Annotated in this window: 11 protein-coding genes; 4 read left to right on the top strand and 7 right to left on the bottom strand. The window is 52.1% G+C overall.

Going from position 1 to position 16,168, the window contains the following annotated elements:
* Positions 1-273 precede the first annotated feature (273 nt).
* Together MHI42_RS07610 and MHI42_RS07615 are read right to left on the bottom strand one after the other, a co-directional pair.
* Positions 274-471 carry a hypothetical protein gene (locus MHI42_RS07610; protein WP_042135931.1) on the bottom strand — a complete coding sequence of 66 codons (198 nt, stop codon included), beginning with the start codon at positions 469-471 and terminating at the stop codon, positions 274-276.
* A 19-nt stretch (positions 472-490) separates the two neighbouring features.
* Positions 491-1,654 carry a glycoside hydrolase family 27 protein gene (locus MHI42_RS07615; RefSeq protein WP_342423363.1) on the bottom strand — a complete coding sequence of 388 codons (1,164 nt, stop codon included), beginning with the start codon at positions 1,652-1,654 and terminating at the stop codon, positions 491-493.
* Positions 1,655-2,388: 734 nt separating this feature from the next.
* On the opposite strand from MHI42_RS07615, the gene MHI42_RS07620 reads away from it, so the two are divergent.
* Genes MHI42_RS07620 through MHI42_RS07630 form a run of 3 tightly spaced genes read left to right on the top strand, consistent with a single transcriptional unit; the run spans position 2,389 to position 6,050 of the window.
* Positions 2,389-3,243: an ABC transporter permease subunit gene (locus MHI42_RS07620; protein ID WP_256703880.1), complete on the top strand. Its 855-nt coding sequence runs from the start codon at positions 2,389-2,391 to the stop codon at positions 3,241-3,243.
* Positions 3,240-4,202 carry a carbohydrate ABC transporter permease gene (locus MHI42_RS07625; RefSeq protein WP_342423364.1) on the top strand — a complete coding sequence of 321 codons (963 nt, stop codon included), beginning with the start codon at positions 3,240-3,242 and terminating at the stop codon, positions 4,200-4,202. The genes MHI42_RS07620 and MHI42_RS07625 overlap by 4 nt, the downstream gene beginning before the upstream one ends.
* 45 nt (positions 4,203-4,247) lie before the next feature.
* Positions 4,248-6,050, top strand: a complete 1,803-nt coding sequence (locus MHI42_RS07630; protein ID WP_342423365.1) for a hypothetical protein — start codon at positions 4,248-4,250, stop codon at positions 6,048-6,050.
* Between the two features lie 1,119 nt (positions 6,051-7,169).
* Here MHI42_RS07630 and MHI42_RS07635 read toward each other — a convergent pair.
* The 3 genes from MHI42_RS07635 to MHI42_RS07645 form a co-directional block, all read right to left on the bottom strand.
* Positions 7,170-7,952, bottom strand: coding sequence for an alpha/beta hydrolase-fold protein (locus tag MHI42_RS07635; protein WP_342423366.1), 783 nt, complete (start codon positions 7,950-7,952; stop codon positions 7,170-7,172).
* A 90-nt stretch (positions 7,953-8,042) separates the two neighbouring features.
* Positions 8,043-10,067, bottom strand: a complete 2,025-nt coding sequence (locus MHI42_RS07640) for a right-handed parallel beta-helix repeat-containing protein (RefSeq protein WP_342423367.1) — start codon at positions 10,065-10,067, stop codon at positions 8,043-8,045.
* 127 nt (positions 10,068-10,194) lie between these two features.
* Positions 10,195-12,009 (bottom strand): family 43 glycosylhydrolase, encoded by a 1,815-nt coding sequence (locus MHI42_RS07645; protein WP_342423368.1) that lies wholly within the window; start codon positions 12,007-12,009, stop codon positions 10,195-10,197.
* Positions 12,010-12,181: 172 nt separating this feature from the next.
* Between MHI42_RS07645 and MHI42_RS07650 the strand changes: the two genes are divergently transcribed.
* A complete protein-coding gene (locus tag MHI42_RS07650) occupies positions 12,182-12,973 on the top strand; it encodes an AraC family transcriptional regulator (RefSeq protein ID WP_342423369.1) in 792 nt (263 codons plus the stop codon).
* A 205-nt stretch (positions 12,974-13,178) separates the two neighbouring features.
* On the opposite strand, the gene MHI42_RS07655 is transcribed toward MHI42_RS07650, so the two are convergent.
* Positions 13,179-14,693, bottom strand: coding sequence for a glycoside hydrolase 43 family protein (locus tag MHI42_RS07655; RefSeq protein WP_342423370.1), 1,515 nt, complete (start codon positions 14,691-14,693; stop codon positions 13,179-13,181).
* Positions 14,694-14,716: 23 nt separating this feature from the next.
* Positions 14,717-16,147: a glycoside hydrolase family 43 protein gene (locus MHI42_RS07660; protein WP_342423371.1), complete on the bottom strand. Its 1,431-nt coding sequence runs from the start codon at positions 16,145-16,147 to the stop codon at positions 14,717-14,719.
* Between the last annotated feature and the right edge of the window lie 21 nt (positions 16,148-16,168).

Genomic DNA, 16,168 nt, shown 5'->3' on the forward strand with positions numbered 1-16,168 from the left:
TCATTTGGGCAGAATTAAGAGCCTTTTTTCCAACTCCGTCCGCCCTCCCGTCTCGCCACTAATTACATAAGACCCCAGCCGAACCCGGGGTTGTCATATAAAAAAGCAAGCCCCCCCATAACAGAAGGCTTGCAGGCTTACGCTTACACAAAAGGCTTAAACTTCCACACGCTCATCCGGAGCAGCCGTTCTGTATTCTATCATTGTCCTACCCTTCCCACGTCTCTGTTTACACTCCATCACTATATAATGCAGCAGCGGAGGTAACGCGTTTTAACGGAACAACACACATTTCCCCGACTCCCTGAAGTATTTGATCAGCCGCTCAATCGGCTCGCGCCCGCACTTCAGCTGCTCTCCAAGACAATCGATACACAGGAAATCCTGGGCATTGCGCGTGACCAGCTTCAGGTAAATCGCCACATCATCCGTCATCAGGGGAACACCGCATTGTCTGCATGTTCTATTCATGTTCACACTCTTCTCTTCTCTACACCAATTTAGCCCGCACAATCAGACAATCATGGGCTGCAACGACCGGAGCATATCTTTCTCTGAATACGCCAAGCTCTTTATGCTCCCAACAGTCATACAGGGACAGCGATTTGCCGGAGGCATACGGAAGTCCGAAATCCCAGAATTGCAGCGACATCTCTCTCTGTCCATCGCTCAGGTTGAAGAAGCCGATCGCAAGGTCTCCGTCCGACAATACCTTGACCAACATGAATACATCATCTGCATGGAACCACTGAGGTTCCGGCTTGATGCGGTAAGCCCCGCGGCTCTCCACATCCTGATTGATCGCGATCAGATCCGGGTTCAGCAGAATATTTCTGGTGGCCTCATTAGCTTTGCGGATATCGCTGCCAATCATCAGCGGAGAACCCAGCAGGCTCCATAGTGAGAAGTGGGTCTTGTACTCCACATCCGTGCAGCCTCCGATCTGACTGCCGATGAAGTCGCTGTTGCTGCCTCCGTACATGCCGACTACCAGCATATCCAGATCGTTATGGCAGTAGGCGCCGGTGTAGGCGGCTTTATCCAGCTGCGACAGAGCCAGGGTCTTGATGGATTCCCAGCTGTCCTGGATATCTCCGGTAGAACGGTACATATGCGCGCCGGATTCACGAATCCACTGATAGACGTTGTCCTCGCCCCAGTTGCACGCGGAGAACAGAATGTCTCTTCCGCAGTTTTTAAGCGCCAAGCTCATCCGCTTGTACAGCAGCTCTCCCGACATATGTCTGGGCTTGTAGCAATAGTCATACTTAAGAAAATCCACGCCCCATTCGGCCAGCGATTCCGCATCCTGAAATTCATGCTCGAAGCTCCCCGGATACCCGGCGCAGGTATGTGTGCCTACACAAGAGTACATGCCGAACTTCAGTCCCTTGGAATGAATATAATCTGCAAGCGCCTTCATTCCGCTCGGGAATTTAACCGGATCGGCGACCAGCTTACCATCCTTGTCCCGTTCTTTCAGGCTCCAGCAGTCGTCGATGACAATGTAATCATATCCCGCATCCTTGTAGCCGTCTGCCACCAGAGTATCGGCGGCTTCCCGGATCAGTTGCTCGTTAATATCCCAAGTGAAGGTGTTCCATGAATTCCAGCCCATCGGAGGCGTCAAGCCGAGCTGTTGTTGTTTGTCCATAATTCGTATTCATCCTTTCGCATCATTCCAAATGTAGGTCCCAGAGCAAATGCTGTATTCTTTATGTATTTAATCACACACGACCCTTGTAATCTATAGCTTGACGTTGCTTTCATATCGACGAATGTTGCTTTTGTTAAGCATGGAAATCAACGGATTGCAGAACAGGCATACATGGGACGTAAGTGGAAATTGTACAACTAATTATGTGATGTAACGCTACTGTCCGGCAGCAAGTGGAAAAACAGCACTTAATTATCCTGTTTATGCCATAAACCAGGATATTGAATTAATTAGATGTACTTTTTCCACCTAATGATCTTAGATCGAATCATTCGAGAAAATTAAGTGTCCTTTTTCCACTTCTTTTGCGGAGAGGGCATGCTCATGATCCCATCCGGATTTCACCTCATAATAGATCAATAAGTGGTGAGGATCGGTCATTGTTAGTAGGTAGATGATAATTTATTATAGATTTCATATATGAAAGCGTTATCAATATAGAAGGGTTAGGGGAAACAATAGGGGAAACAACGAACAGCGCACTCCTCGGGGCCGTTGAAATTGCTTTTGAAAAAGGGGGATGACCGGCAGACTTACACTACCAGGAATAGCAGATCTGGAAAGCTTCAACGAGGCAATTATACAAAGAGAATACGAAGAGGAGTGAAACGATGCGCAGCCAGAGCATTAGAAGCAATTCTTTCCGGAAATTCCTTTACATTTCGCCCTTTATGGTTTTACTTGCTGTCTTTGCGTATTACCCGCTCTACGGATGGGTATATGCCTTTTTTGACTATACCCCGCCTATTCCGTTGTCCCAATCGCCGTTTGTCGGCTTGAAGTGGTTCCACTCTCTGGTTGAGAATCAGGTGAAGGTCGACCAGTTGCTCCAGGTCATCAAGAACACCTTCGGCATTAGCGGTCTGGGCATTCTCTTCTCCTGGCTCCCGATGATCTTCGCCATCTTCCTGACCGAGATCAAGGCTGTCCGGTTCCGTAAATTCATTCAGACCGTAACCACGCTGCCGAACTTTATCAGTTGGGTCCTCGTCTACTCCCTGGCCTTCTCCATGTTCTCCAGTGAAGGTATGGTCAACGGCTTCCTCCACATGACGGGGCTATCTGATTCTCCGGTCCTTTTCCTTCAGAGCTCGGATCATGTCTGGCTTACCATGTGGTTCTGGGCTACCTGGAAGACACTCGGCTGGTCAGCGATCCTATATATCGCCGCCATCATGGGCATTGACGAGTCGCTGTATGAAGCGGCTTATGTGGACGGTGCAACCCGGATGCAGGTGATCCGGCATGTCGTATTGCCAAGCATGATGCCGACCTACTTCGTGCTGCTGATGCTCCAGATTGCAAGCTTCCTGAACAATGGACTGGAGCAATATTTTGTCTTCCAGAATGCGTTTAACAAGGACACTATTCAGGTCTTGGATCTATATGTGTATAACCTCGCCATGGGCGGCGGCAGTTATTCCGTCTCCGTTGCCATCAGTATGCTGAAGAGCCTGATTAGTGTGGTGCTTCTCTTTTCGGTAAACGGACTATCCAAATTGTTGAGAGGAGAGGGCATCGTATGAGTGACAGCCAGACGGGTCTTACGCCAAACCGCCGGGATATAGACATCTCCAAAACGGTCAAAATGCAGGTCAGCGCCACCGACAAAATCATTTCCACCGTCATCTATATCCTGTTCTCCCTCTTCGCCTTCATTTGTGTCTATCCGTTCTATTCGATCATTATCAATACCATCAGCGCGAACGATCTCAGTGCCAAGGGTGAGATTATCTTCTGGCCTAAGGGGATTCATTTCCAGAACTATGTCGATGTATTCAAAATACCGGGCCTCGGCAATGCCTTTGTCATTTCGCTGGCCAGAACGGTAATAGGTACCCTTCTCACTGTCGGCGCTTCTGCCTTCCTGGGATTCATGTTCGCGCAGGAGGATATGTGGGGCAAGAAATTCTGGTACCGCTTCACCATCATTACGATGTTCTTCAATGCCGGGATCATCCCGTGGTATCTGACCATGAGAACCCTGCATCTGACCGACAATTTCCTGGCGTATATTCTTCCGTCCGTGGTAGCCCCATTCTTCATCATCCTGGTCAAAACCTTCGTGGAAGCTACGCCCAAAGAGCTGCAGCAGGCGGCCAGCATTGACGGTGCCGGGATCTTCACGATTTTCTACAAAATCATTCTGCCGATCAGCAAGCCGATCCTTGCAACCGTTGCCATCTTCTCGGCAGTCAACCAATGGAACTCCTTCCAGGACACGCTGCTGCTGGTGACGGACAGCAAATTGTACAGCTTGCAGTTCATTCTGTATAACTACATCAATCAGGCAAGCTCCTTGTCCACTATGGTCAATCTGCAGAACGCCGGATCAACGGCGATGGCAACGCTGGCGACCAAGCAGACCTCTACCTCCATCCGCATGACGGTTACCATTATCGTAGTCGCACCTATTCTGCTGGTCTATCCGATCTTCCAGAGATTTTTTGTCAAAGGAATTATAATTGGGGCAGTCAAAGGCTAATAGTCCTGCGCCATTATGATACATTAATCATTCGGGGGGCTACACATGAGAACACACATTAAGCTGGGAAGAAAATCCGCACTGTTACTCGGGACGACCATTCTTCTGGTAACAACGGCTCTAAGTGGTTGCAGCGGCAATTCCAACAATGGAGGACCTGCAGCAGGGACGGCAGGAACAGCCGAACCCGGAGCACCTGCAGAGTCATCCGTTCCGGACACTGGCGGCATTGATCACAGCAAACCTCTAACCATTACGGTATTCGACAACGCAGCTAACTACCAGGGCGAGCAGACCGGGTGGTACGGTAAACTGCTGAAAGACAAGTTCAATATCACGCTGAACATTCTGGCTCCGCAGGTGGCCGGTGATCAGCTGTACAAAACCCGTTCGGCATCCGGAGACCTCGGGGACCTTCTGATTATTGAGAACAGCCAGCTCGAAGAATTGATTCCGGCGGGAATGATTATGGATCTTACGGACTTGATCAAGAATACAGAGCATCTGTCCAAATATGTAGACAATCACTTCAAGCCGTTCAATGTTGCCTTCGAGAAGCAGAATCCGGACGGTAAAATCTATGCCCTGCCCGCCTTCACCGCCGATACTTCGCCAACCACCTTCTCGGAAGAGCTGCCATACTCCAGCCCGATTCTGCCTTGGGACTATTACAAGGGAATCGGCGCGCCGAAGCTGAACAATCTGAACGATCTGATGACCGCCCTGAAGGACATACAGGCCAAATATCCGAAGACTCCGGACGGCAAGCCTATTGTTCCGATCACGCTGTGGAAGGACTGGGACGGCGGAAGCATGGAGAATGTCCGCTGGCTCAGCAACTGGTATGGTTACGAGCAGCCGAACGGGACTACAACCATTCAACTGAATGCCAAAGGCGATATCGTTCCGATCGTAGACGACAACAGTATGTACAAGAAGATTCTGCAGTTCTATTATGACGCTAACAAAATGGGCCTCGTCGACCCGGACTCCCCTTCCCAGGACTGGAACAAGGTGTCCGAAAAGCTGACCAACAAACAGGTTCTTCTCCTGTGGTACTCCTGGCAGAGAGGCTTCTACAACACGATTGAAAGAGGCAACCAGGGCAACGGCAACGTTGCGGTTCCGATTGCGGACACCCATCTGATCCAGAACAGTGATGCTTACTTCGGGAACGGAAGAGTCTTTGCCATCGGCTCCAAAGCGAAAGAACCGGAAAGAATCATGGAACTGATGGACTGGATGTCTTCCCCTGAAGGTCTGCGCTACTACACCAACGGCTTTGAAGGCTTCAACTATGAAAAAACGCCTGACGGCAAATTCAAGCTGACGGAAGTAGGCCAAACGGCATTCCAGGAAAACACCCCTGTACCTGATGAGTACGGCGGCGGCGGTTATCAGGATGGCCAGAGTAAGGTGAACTCGATGATTATGAGTGATTTCGTAGTCGACCCGGAAACCAAGGAGTTCTACAACAACACCTATTGGGCTTCCACCATTGAAGCCAACCAAACAGCGCTGACTACAGACTGGCAGAAAATCTATGACGCGATCACTCCTACCGAATACTATCAGAAGAACAACATGATCGATATCGTACCTAACATTAACACAAGCCTCGGCTCCGATTCTTCGGATGTTAAGAACAAACGCAGCCAGATCTCGGATTATGTGAAGAACACCTCCTGGAAAATGATCTTCGCCAAGGATCAGGCCGAATTCGATCAGCTCTGGACGAAGCTCAAGAGCGATGTCGAAGGTCTCGGCTGGAATGATGTCTTTGCTGTAGATAAAGAAAGAGCAGACAAAATCGTTAAAATGCGTGCCGATGCGATTGCGAATAAATAAGCACTGACCGGTAAGGCGCAGGTATAAAAGAAAAGGCAGCCCCGGAGCCATGTAAATGGCTTGGGGTTGCCTTTTTCGCGCTTAAATATTTATAAGCCAACTTCTCCGGCCAATTGAGCCCCTCGTCGGCTAACCCGCCTACTCCTATCCAGCCAACCTGGCCCCTCTTCGGCCAACCCGCCTACTCCTATCCAGCCAATCTCCCCCTCATCGCCAACCTGCCTACTCCTATCCAACCTAGCACCATCTCATCCCCGACCTGCCTATTCCTATCCAACCAATCGCCCCCTCATCGCCAACCTGCCTACTCCTATCCAACCAATCGCCCCCTCATCGCCAACCTGCCTACTCCTATCCAACCTAGCGCTCCCTCATCACAAACCTGCTTACTCCTATCCAACCTATAGCGCTCCTTCCTCGCCAACCTGCCTGCTCCTATCCAACCAAGCGCCCCTTCATCGCCAACCTGCCTGCTCCTATCCAACCAAGCCCCCCTTCATCGCCAACCTGCCTGCTCCTATCCAACCAAGCCCCCTCGTCAGCAAACAAGTGGAAAAACGTATCTTAATTAAGCGGATTCCGGCGTTTGCAGACAAGCAAGTGGAAAAAGAGCATCTAATTTAGCTGTATTCTCCATTTAAGGTGAATTGCAATGAATTAAGTGCTGTTTATCCAACTACAGTTGCAGTAAGGGATATTTGTTTATCAGCAAGTGTATAAAATCCAACTATTTCCTCCCAACAACCTCAATGCCGCGTGCAATGCAGTCTTCTGCGATCGGTGGACGACAGGTGAGTGATTAGAGAGTGATTAGAGGCTGATTAGTTGGCGTTCGGCGGACGTTGGGTGTGTTTTTAGTGGGCGATTGATGGGCAAACGGCGGATAATCAGTGCTTAATCAGTGCTCGACCAGTGCCCGATTAGTACTCAATCAGTACTCAATCAGTACGCAATCAGTACTCAATCAGTACTCGGTCAGCACTCGATCAATACTCGTTCAACGCTTGCTCAACGCTTGCTCAACGGACAATCAGTGTACGTCCGGCAGGACGTTTCGCCGCTACAATAGCAGCACTTCCAGCGGCATACGAGGTGCCCATTCCGAACGCCCCTAACCACTTAAAAAATAAGCTGCGAGAACTGATACAAGCCGTTCTTCCAGACCGGCCAATCATGGTCGCCCTGTTCTTCAACCCAGATATGCGGCACCGCATGCTCCGCGAAATAGGCATGCGTCCGGTCGCTGACATACTTGAGGCTGTCCCGATCGCCGCAGGATAACCAGAGCAGGCTAAGCGCTGCGGACGTCTGCTGCGGGTCCGGTACCAGCAGCTCAGGCTCCTTCGTATTGGGAGCCGGGGAGAACGCCCCGATCCAGGCGAACCGGTCCAGTTGGCTCAGACCCATGTTGAGCGATTGCCCACCGCCCATGGATAACCCGGCCAGGGCACGGTGCATCCGGTCCGTCAGGACTGAATAATTCGCTTCTATATAAGGAATGAGATCGTTCAGCAAATCCGATTCAAATGTCGCAAAGGCATGCACCTTGTCGGGGGCGAAAATATCGCCTTCCGCCCGGTCATTCAGCATCGCCCGGCCGTTCGGCAGCACAACGATCATGGGCTTCAGCAGCTGATCGGCATACAGATTGTCCAGGATGATCTGCGGTTTGCCGTGGGTATACCATTCGTCCTCATCTCCGCCAATGCCGTGGAGCAGATACAAGACGCTGTATTTCTCTGCACTGGAATATCCGGGCGGTGTATACACCCGGGCCTTCCGCGTGTTGCCTACTGTCGCAGAGGGGTATTCTATCATCGTGATCTCGCCACGCTTGATCCCTTCCCGCTCCTGATCATACCCTGGCTTTTGTGTTAAATACTTCGGATTATTCCCGTTCAATGTACCTCATTCCTCTCCTTGAATTTATGTATATCCCATACTTAGTTTATTTAATAAACCAAGTGTGGGAGATTTGCCCGTTATTCTGCGTTACAGCACAATCTTCACCGGACTATCATCTAGCAATTCAAATGGTCCGGGCGTGATATTTTGATCCGGGCGCTGTTTGCCAAAAAAGTCGTGGTCAAAACGGTAAGCGGAGCCATCCGGTTCCTCGTAGTGCATCTCCGCGTGATAGCTTCTGCCGAGCAACTCAGTCGTAACTATCACAGGAGCCGCAGCATGCATCATTTCAGGGCTCTTAATATGCACCTGCACCTTGTTTACAGCTGGATCGATTTCGATCTCAACACCATTGCTGACATAGACCCTTGCATCCGGCTCATGAGAACCGGGCACCGCGCCTTTCAAATACAGATTGCCCTGTATCGCGACAGGAAGTGCCATCCTATCGGGCTGGAACGGCTTTCCGGCTTCCTCCATCGCCGCAATTTCTTCCTTGGTATATTCCCACCACCGCTTGTGCATGGAGTCCGGGTAATCGTTGTACCCGCCCAACCCCACAGGGTGAAGATAACAGCGGGAGTTATCCGGGATACCGTCCATTACCGGGGCACCGCTTTCGTCCAGATTTTCTCTTGGAGTGAGTGGAAGATGCTCGAAAAAAGTCATCGGCAGCGGCTCGTTGTGCGGATCGTCATCACCTATAAATAGGTTGTTATAATACTTGTCGTCGCCACCCGTGATATTACTGAACCCGGCAACAGCTGTCTCATGAGGCATATGGTAGGGTGTATAACGGGTAAGCTCGGAACGCACCACAAACCTGCCGGCAAACAGATTATGAACAAACGCACCGCCTTGAGCCATATTGCGAAAGTTCATCGGAGACAGGAACAGGTTGTGATCCACCATATAAGGGCCGTGACAGACCTCTACAAAGAGATCCTCGGACAAATTGTCGTAAAAGGTGTTTCGGCTGATACGGGTGCCCTGCGCCTGCCAATCCAGCCAAAGTGCCCGGTAGCAGCTGTAAATGACATTCCCGCAAATTTGGGTATCCAGTGAAGCATGGAGTTTGATGCCTCCGACTTCTGCACCGTGGAAAATACGTTTATGATGGATATTGTAAATGCGGTTCTGATAGATTTGGCTAAAAGCACCTCCTAGATGCCCTACGATTCCAGCCTGTTCACAGTCATGAATCACATTGTTGCGGACAATATGGCTTCCAATCCGGTCCTTGTGCCAGTCCTTGCGCAAAGCACGGAAAATAACCTCCTGCTCCCGTTGCGTTCCGCCCTTGATCCGGTTCTCCGACCATTCGTTATGCCCGGTGGTAATTTCTTTGCCGAGGCTGATGCCTGTACATTTGGACTCGCTGATCAGATTATCCTCAATAATCCAGCCCTTGCTCCAATGGGGGCCAATGAGCCCTTCCTGCAAAGCTGTTGGCGGAGCCCACTGGGGTGAGGCCTGCCGGAGTGTGAAGCCCCTGACAGTTATGTAGCTGCGGCCGGTCTTCTCCGGCCAGAAGCAATAAGGGCGCACATTGATTTCCACATTCTCTTTGCGCGGGTCCCTGCCGCCGAAGTTCGCCCATATTGTGGTGGCCGTGGAGCTTACTTCCGCATACCACTGCAGCAGAGAGTCCTCCGCATATTTGGCCTGAGGCCAAACCTGGGGATTGCGCAGCTTGTCAACGCCATCACATTCATATAGAGACTTGCCGTCAAGGTATACCTCTCCCAAATGCGGCTGGAACGCGCCTTCAAACAGCCAGTCCCCGTACAATTTAACCTTATAGGGGTTGCGGACAACAAACAGGGTGTTCGGTACCTCCGTACTCCAGACGCCGTCCCCTTCATCCGTCCAATCGGCCACAGGCTCAGCACCGGTGATAACCACTTCCCCATCCCCGGCAGACTGATATACAATCCGCTGTTCCTCTGTACCTCCATTGGCCGGGCTGATCCATTCCCTGTATATCCCCGCATGTACTGTAATCGTATCTCCCGGCACCGCAAGAGCCGCAGCACGGGAAACGGAGCGGAATGGCTGTTCCGCCGTACCCGGCGCCTGATCGCTCCCTTGAATGGCAACATGATATTCCATAATCAATTCCTCCTCTTCCTTGCAAGTCTTCTGCATATTAAGGGCGTTATCGTCCACAATGATTATCCCATACATTCTTGCGTTCACTCTTCCAGGGAGACGCTGATGCGGCTAACAGACCCACTAGCTAGCCTACGTTCACTTCCATGGATACCTGCTTCAGCTCCGGATTCAGGTCCTTTTCCTCTGTGAGATCCAGAACCGGAGCACCGTCAATGTCAAAATGCACACGGCGTAGGCCCGAGCTTCGCGGTCCGTCAATTCCCGGTCTCGCATGATAGGCGTTCCAGATGACACCATCCTCGTCCGTCACGTAGGAATTATGGCCCGGACCGTATTCTCCCGGCACACTTCTGGAGGTCAGCAGCGGATAATTGCCTTTGGTCCAGCTCTCTATATCCAGCAGATCTGCCCCTTTATCTGCAGTCAGGAGACCGACAACATAGGTGGCATCCACCGCTGCGCTGGCAAAGGTCACGTAGAGCTTGTCATCCGAATACAGGGCAAAAGGCCCTTCATCCACAAAGGTATGATTGTTGGCCCACCCATAGTCGGGCCGGGTCAGCAGCACCGGATCACTGGTCAGCTTCCACGGCTCCTGCGGATCGATGGTTGCGATATAGACCCAGGCCCCCAGATCGACAGGCACGAACTGGCGCTCCGACCATGCCGCATAGAGCTTGCCGTTCCACCGGATGACAGTCATGTCCAGAGAAATCGTCTTGCCTGCTTCACACAAATATGTGCCGTCCTTCTTCACTACACGCTCCGGGATGGTCCAGTCCGCCGCGTTCATCGGATGACCACCTGCCCGCAGCTTCATCACATGCGACTCTTCATAGAAGAATTCACCAGAGGTTGCCGCATGATAAATGTACAGCTCATCTTCAATGACATGGAATTCCGGCGCCCACAGCAGACCGCGAATCTGTTCATGGGTGGAAGAATCGAGAATCAGCACCTCTTCAGCCGTTACCAGTCCGGGAATAGTATCCGCTTCCCTCATATACAGCGTATGATTCTGATCCGCATCATTGGTGGCAATGAAATAATATTTTCCCTTCCACTGTGCAATGCAGGGGTCTGCACGGTCAAGTGCGATTGGAAACGGATAATGCTCCTGATGGATCTCCCCGGTAATTCTGTAGGTTCCCGCCTGGCTCCAGTCGATGGCGCCTATATTCCAATCCACTTTTTTGGACGCCTGCGTACCATCGCTGTATAGAGCCGTTGCCCGCACAGCCTTCACTTCCTCTACCGAAGCCGCACTTACGCGGTCCGGAACCACGATAGCAATGTTCTCTGGAACAGTAAGCTTGAAGAAAAGTCTGCGGGCTGTCTCTGCAGAGACAGAGATCACATTGCGCGGCAGAATCCCTTCAATATCGGCAAGCACGGTATCCAGAGTGAACGGCTTTGCTTTTTCCGGAGCCGAGACATTTTGGAGGCTCATGATGTCGGTCATCCAGCTCTCATACCCCTGACCATATTCATCTATCCAGCTGATCAGGTAACCGTTCTGCTCCGTATCGTATTGGCAAGAGACATCGCTTACAAAGGTATCGGCCTTAAGCTCCAGCAGTCCCACCTCGCTGTATTGCAGTAAATCGGCAGAGGAGAACAACAGCACCTTCCCCTTACTCTGTTCATCGGCTTCACCGTCTGCCTCAGTACGCACGGCAATTACGCCGTAATTCCCGTCAGCCAAGTGGAAAAGATAAGGATGATTCAGGCTCTTGGCCCGGAGTGTCCCGTCTTCATTCTCCGTCGCCTTGGCGAACAGAACACCCGAGTTATGATTCAATTCCTGAAACAGAAGCCCGTCTGTGCTGTAAGCCAAGTGCATGCTGTGGGCAAGCCTCGAAGCGTACACCATATCCTCCTGCGGCAGCCTTGTATAGCAAAGGATCTGATTCCGATCCTCGTTTCGTTGTGGTATCATTAATCAACAACCTTCCTTCTTATTGATAATTTCTAATAACCAGTAATACACCTTCCACTGTCATTATTCAGTCACGCTCGTGATACACACTACAAATTATAGAGATTGAGCGAATTTCTAACAATGATATTTACTGACCATTAATTGATCTATCCGAAGAAAGGAGAAGCCAATGCCCGCAATACACTACGTTGAATATGACGCTGCGCATCAGCATGATTTCGTGTACAGCATTCCGGAAGGGCTGGATGCCTGGCTTCTTGTACTGACACAGACTCCGGCACTGTTTGATGTGAATGGGGAATTGAAGGAATTCCCCGCTCACTCTGCTGTCTTGTATCCGCCTAAGCACAGCATTTATTACCGGGCCTGCTCCCGGAAGTATGTGAATGACTGGGTCCGCTTTGATGCGGATGAATCTTATATTACAGAGACCGTCCTACCGGTCGGCACTCCATTCTCGCTGCCGGACCCCGGCTATTGCCATCAGCTGTTTCAGCTGCTGACACTGGAGAACTCCTTCCAGAACGATTACCGGGAGCTATCCATTGATTACCTGTTCCGGCTCTTGTTCAATAAGCTGTCCGAGGCGTCCGAGGACAAGCTGAATCCGCAATATTATAATCTTCTGGAGCTGCGCAAGACGCTTTACAGCAACCCCGGCCACCCTTGGACCGTGTCCTCTATGGCCGGGCATCTGCATATAAGTACAGGCTACCTGCAGACCATATACAAATCCACCTTCGGCATCTCCTGCATGGAGGATGTCATTCACTGCCGGATTCGGCTGGCCAAGGAGAAGCTTGGCTATGGCCAGCACAAAATTGCGGAGATCGCCGCACTCTGCGGCTATGCGAATGTCGAGCATTTCTGCCGGCAGTTCCGGCAGCTTACCGGCTTCTCCCCCCGGGCCTACCGCGAGAAGCTTGCTTCCAAACAGCCAGAAACCCGGCAGGAAGAATAGGCAATTGTAGTTATCTCGGCAGTTTTGCTGGAGCGGGTGCGGGCTGACGACAAACAAATGAGAAGCATTAACCAATGCCCCTCATTTGCTGATTAAGCCACTATTAGCACACCTGCACTCTGTGGCTGCCTCTGGCAGGTATTCTTAAATTTCCCCTCCGCCCTTCGGCATCCCAGGCTGCCGGGTTCGGTTTCAAGACCCGGACTTAGCCTTGTCTGCGATAACGGAAATAATCAAAATCGGCATAACCGCCGGATGAGACGGTTGCATAATTGAACAAGCCAATCCGGTAGCCCATGAAATGATCCAGTGTATATTTCATATGCAGCGTCCCGCCAATCGCCTTCCAGACCGCCCCGTCCGCTGAATAGAAGAAATGGGCCGTGTCCACGCTATCCTGGAAATTGAAATCGATTCTGAGATATATCCTGTTGCCGGTGAATGGAATACTCTCCACCGTCTGCGGACAGCCGTCACCGCTGTTGACGCACATATTCACGCTGAACCCGCCCTGCTCCAAGGCGGCAGCCTCGACCGTCCCGTATCCGTTCTGGAGAGCAACCATACCTGCCCTGTCGCCGGTCTGCATACCTGAGAGATCAATCAGCGTCTCCGCGCTGCACGCCGGACCTTCCGTCCGCTGGGTCAGTGTATTACGCGCCCGCAGGATGCTGTCTGCTGTGCGTCCGGTGTGCAGACGCAGATAACCCGGCCGCTCGGTGAGCGACCATAGCCCGTTGTCGGGATTATGGTTCCATTGCCAGTTCAGCGCCAACCGGCCGCTGATATAATCGAACTCATCGCTGATCACCAGCGGCTTCGGCTCACCCGCAGGAAGCTTCGTCCGGAACACTTTAGGCGCTTCACCGTTCTCCCCGATCACCGGCCAATCCTGCTCCCAGCTTACGGGGAGGACGCAGGGAATCCGTCCGACAGCCCCATGATCCTGGAATAGCACCGCGTACCAGTCACCGTCCGTTGTATCGACAATGCCGCCTTGGGCGACACCGTTATTCTGGTAGCCCAGATCTTCATCCAGAATAACCTTCCGCTCGTAAGGACCCGGCAGCTCACGGGAACGGTAGCACAGCTGGCGTCTGCGCTGATTGCCGGTTCTCGGCCATTCAATGAAGAACAGATAATAATAGCCGTTCCGCTTATGCGCATGACAGCCTTCAATCCGCAGACCGATGTCTTCCCGTTCGCCTTCCAGCAGCAGCTGATCCGTTCCGCCGGGCTTCACAGCCGTCAGATCCGCTGTCAGCTCCTTGATCATGATGTCCCCGTTCCCATAGATCACATAATTGCGGTTATCTTCATCCAGCAGCAGAGCCGGGTCATGATGAAGTCCCGGAATCACCGAACGCTCCCAGGGACCATGCTCAATATCTCCGGTCCGGTAGATATAGAACTGGTCCATATCATTGGAGGAGAAGCATACATAGTAGATTCCGTCCTTATAGCGGAGGGAGGCCGCCCAAGAACCGCTGCCGTATATCCCTTGGCCGTTTTCCAGCCGGTGGGCCTCATGATCCTCGAAGGTGTCATAGACATAATTCACTATTTCCCAGTCGTACAGATTCTCTGACTTCATAATCGGACAGCCCGGCATGGAGTGCATGCTGGTGCTGACCATATAGAATACAGGGCCGACCCGGATAACATCCACATCCGGGACATCTGCCCACATTACAGGATTGGTGATGATCGCGGTATTCAATGCTTTGGCCTCCTTGAGGTTAGTTATGCTTCTGTCGTGAATTTCCAAGCTGCCAGCTTGAACAAGTCCTTGCCGCTCGTGCCCGTGAATACCAGATAGAGTGAATGTACCCCTACGGCTCCATGGACCTCCGTCTTCAGCTCCTTCCATTCTGCCCCGTTTGCCGCAGGCACGGACAGCTTGCCGGCGAGCGGGCCAGCCGGATCATCCAGATGCAGCTCCAGTACACCGCCGGCTTCAAGACCCAGAACCGAAGCCTGGAACGCTTTTGCTCCCCGGCTCCCGAAGTCCACTCCGGATAATCCGATCCAGCCGCCGTTCTCTATATCCGTTACGATCTGCTCTCCTCCGGCTGTCAGGAATTCTGTCTTCACCCCCGCGCTCCAGCCCATTGTTGCCGCCGGGATGCGTTCATACGGGTTCAGTGTGACAAGCTGCTGCACGCCCTCATAGTCCGCATGAATCTCTTGAATGGACCCGTCGTCAAGATGAGTCAGGCGGTTAAGATGCGTGGAGCGGTAGCCGTTCGCAATCCCTTGTGCCTTGGATAAGGTCTGGGCGTGATAAGCAATATACCAGCTGTCATGAAATTCAAACACCGCATGGTGGTTGTTCCCGGAGACTCCGAAGAAATGTCCCGGATTCTTCAGGATCGTCCGCTGATATGTCCAGGGACCCATGGGACTGTCACTCGTCATATAGGCGATCTCCCCCGCCGGAGGGCTGCCCTCCGGCCGTTCCCCGTCATAGAAGTTCGAGCAGTAGGTATAGTAGTAGACACCGTTCCGCTTATGAATCCCGGCGTCCTCGAACATGAATGGCGCCGGGATCACTTCAGCAGTACCCACTACGCTGGTCATATCCTCACCCAGTCTCATCACCCGGGCTGTGCCCGGCTCTGCGAACTGTCCTTCCGGGACACCGCCTCCGAAGTAAATGTAGCCCTTGCCGTCGTCATCGACCAGAACCGCCGGGTCGAACAGCCAGGTCACATCCGCTACCCCCGGTGTAGAGCGCAGAATCAGCGCTTCCCCGATTGGGTCAACCCATGGCCCCACCGGACTGTCACTTGAGAGAACCCCAATCCCGCTGGCATTATTGGCGAAGTACAGGAAGAACTTGTCCTTGCCGCCAATCACCTTATGAACTGCTGCCGGTGCCCAGGATTGGGTAGCCCACTTCGCAGCGCCCTCCGGTCCGGCCACGGCAATCGCGCCATGATCGGTCCAGTTGACCAGGTCGGCGGAGGAGATGACGGTAATGGTATTGATACTGCTGTAAGAGTTCTCTTTCACCACGCCGCTCTCATCATATTCCAGAGCGTCGTTGGTCATGTACAGGTAGACTCTGTCCCCGAATACCAGGGCATAAGGGTCGGCTCCGTATCTGTGCGCTACCAGCGGATTACCGTTAGGGGGTACCTTTCCGGCAGCCTGATTCAGTTGAGTTGTCATTTAATTCCCTCCATTGTTGTT

It is taken from the genome of Paenibacillus sp. FSL E2-0178, assembly GCF_038593005.1.
Lineage (GTDB): Bacteria > Bacillota > Bacilli > Paenibacillales > Paenibacillaceae > Paenibacillus_AQ > Paenibacillus_AQ phytohabitans.

What these genes read in the sequence shown, in the direction of transcription:
- MHI42_RS07645 (WP_342423368.1), bottom strand. Translation starts at nt 12,009, where the DNA reads ATGATACCACAACGAAACGAGGATCGGAATCAGATCCTTTGCTATACA.
- MHI42_RS07640 (WP_342423367.1), bottom strand. Translation starts at nt 10,067, where the DNA reads ATGGAATATCATGTTGCCATTCAAGGGAGCGATCAGGCGCCGGGTACG.
- MHI42_RS07625 (WP_342423364.1), top strand. Translation starts at nt 3,240, where the DNA reads ATGAGTGACAGCCAGACGGGTCTTACGCCAAACCGCCGGGATATAGAC.
- MHI42_RS07650 (WP_342423369.1), top strand. Translation starts at nt 12,182, where the DNA reads ATGCCCGCAATACACTACGTTGAATATGACGCTGCGCATCAGCATGAT.
- MHI42_RS07615 (WP_342423363.1), bottom strand. Translation starts at nt 1,654, where the DNA reads ATGGACAAACAACAACAGCTCGGCTTGACGCCTCCGATGGGCTGGAAT.
- MHI42_RS07610 (WP_042135931.1), bottom strand. Translation starts at nt 471, where the DNA reads ATGAATAGAACATGCAGACAATGCGGTGTTCCCCTGATGACGGATGAT.
- MHI42_RS07620 (WP_256703880.1), top strand. Translation starts at nt 2,389, where the DNA reads ATGGTTTTACTTGCTGTCTTTGCGTATTACCCGCTCTACGGATGGGTA.
- MHI42_RS07630 (WP_342423365.1), top strand. Translation starts at nt 4,248, where the DNA reads ATGAGAACACACATTAAGCTGGGAAGAAAATCCGCACTGTTACTCGGG.
- MHI42_RS07660 (WP_342423371.1), bottom strand. Translation starts at nt 16,147, where the DNA reads ATGACAACTCAACTGAATCAGGCTGCCGGAAAGGTACCCCCTAACGGT.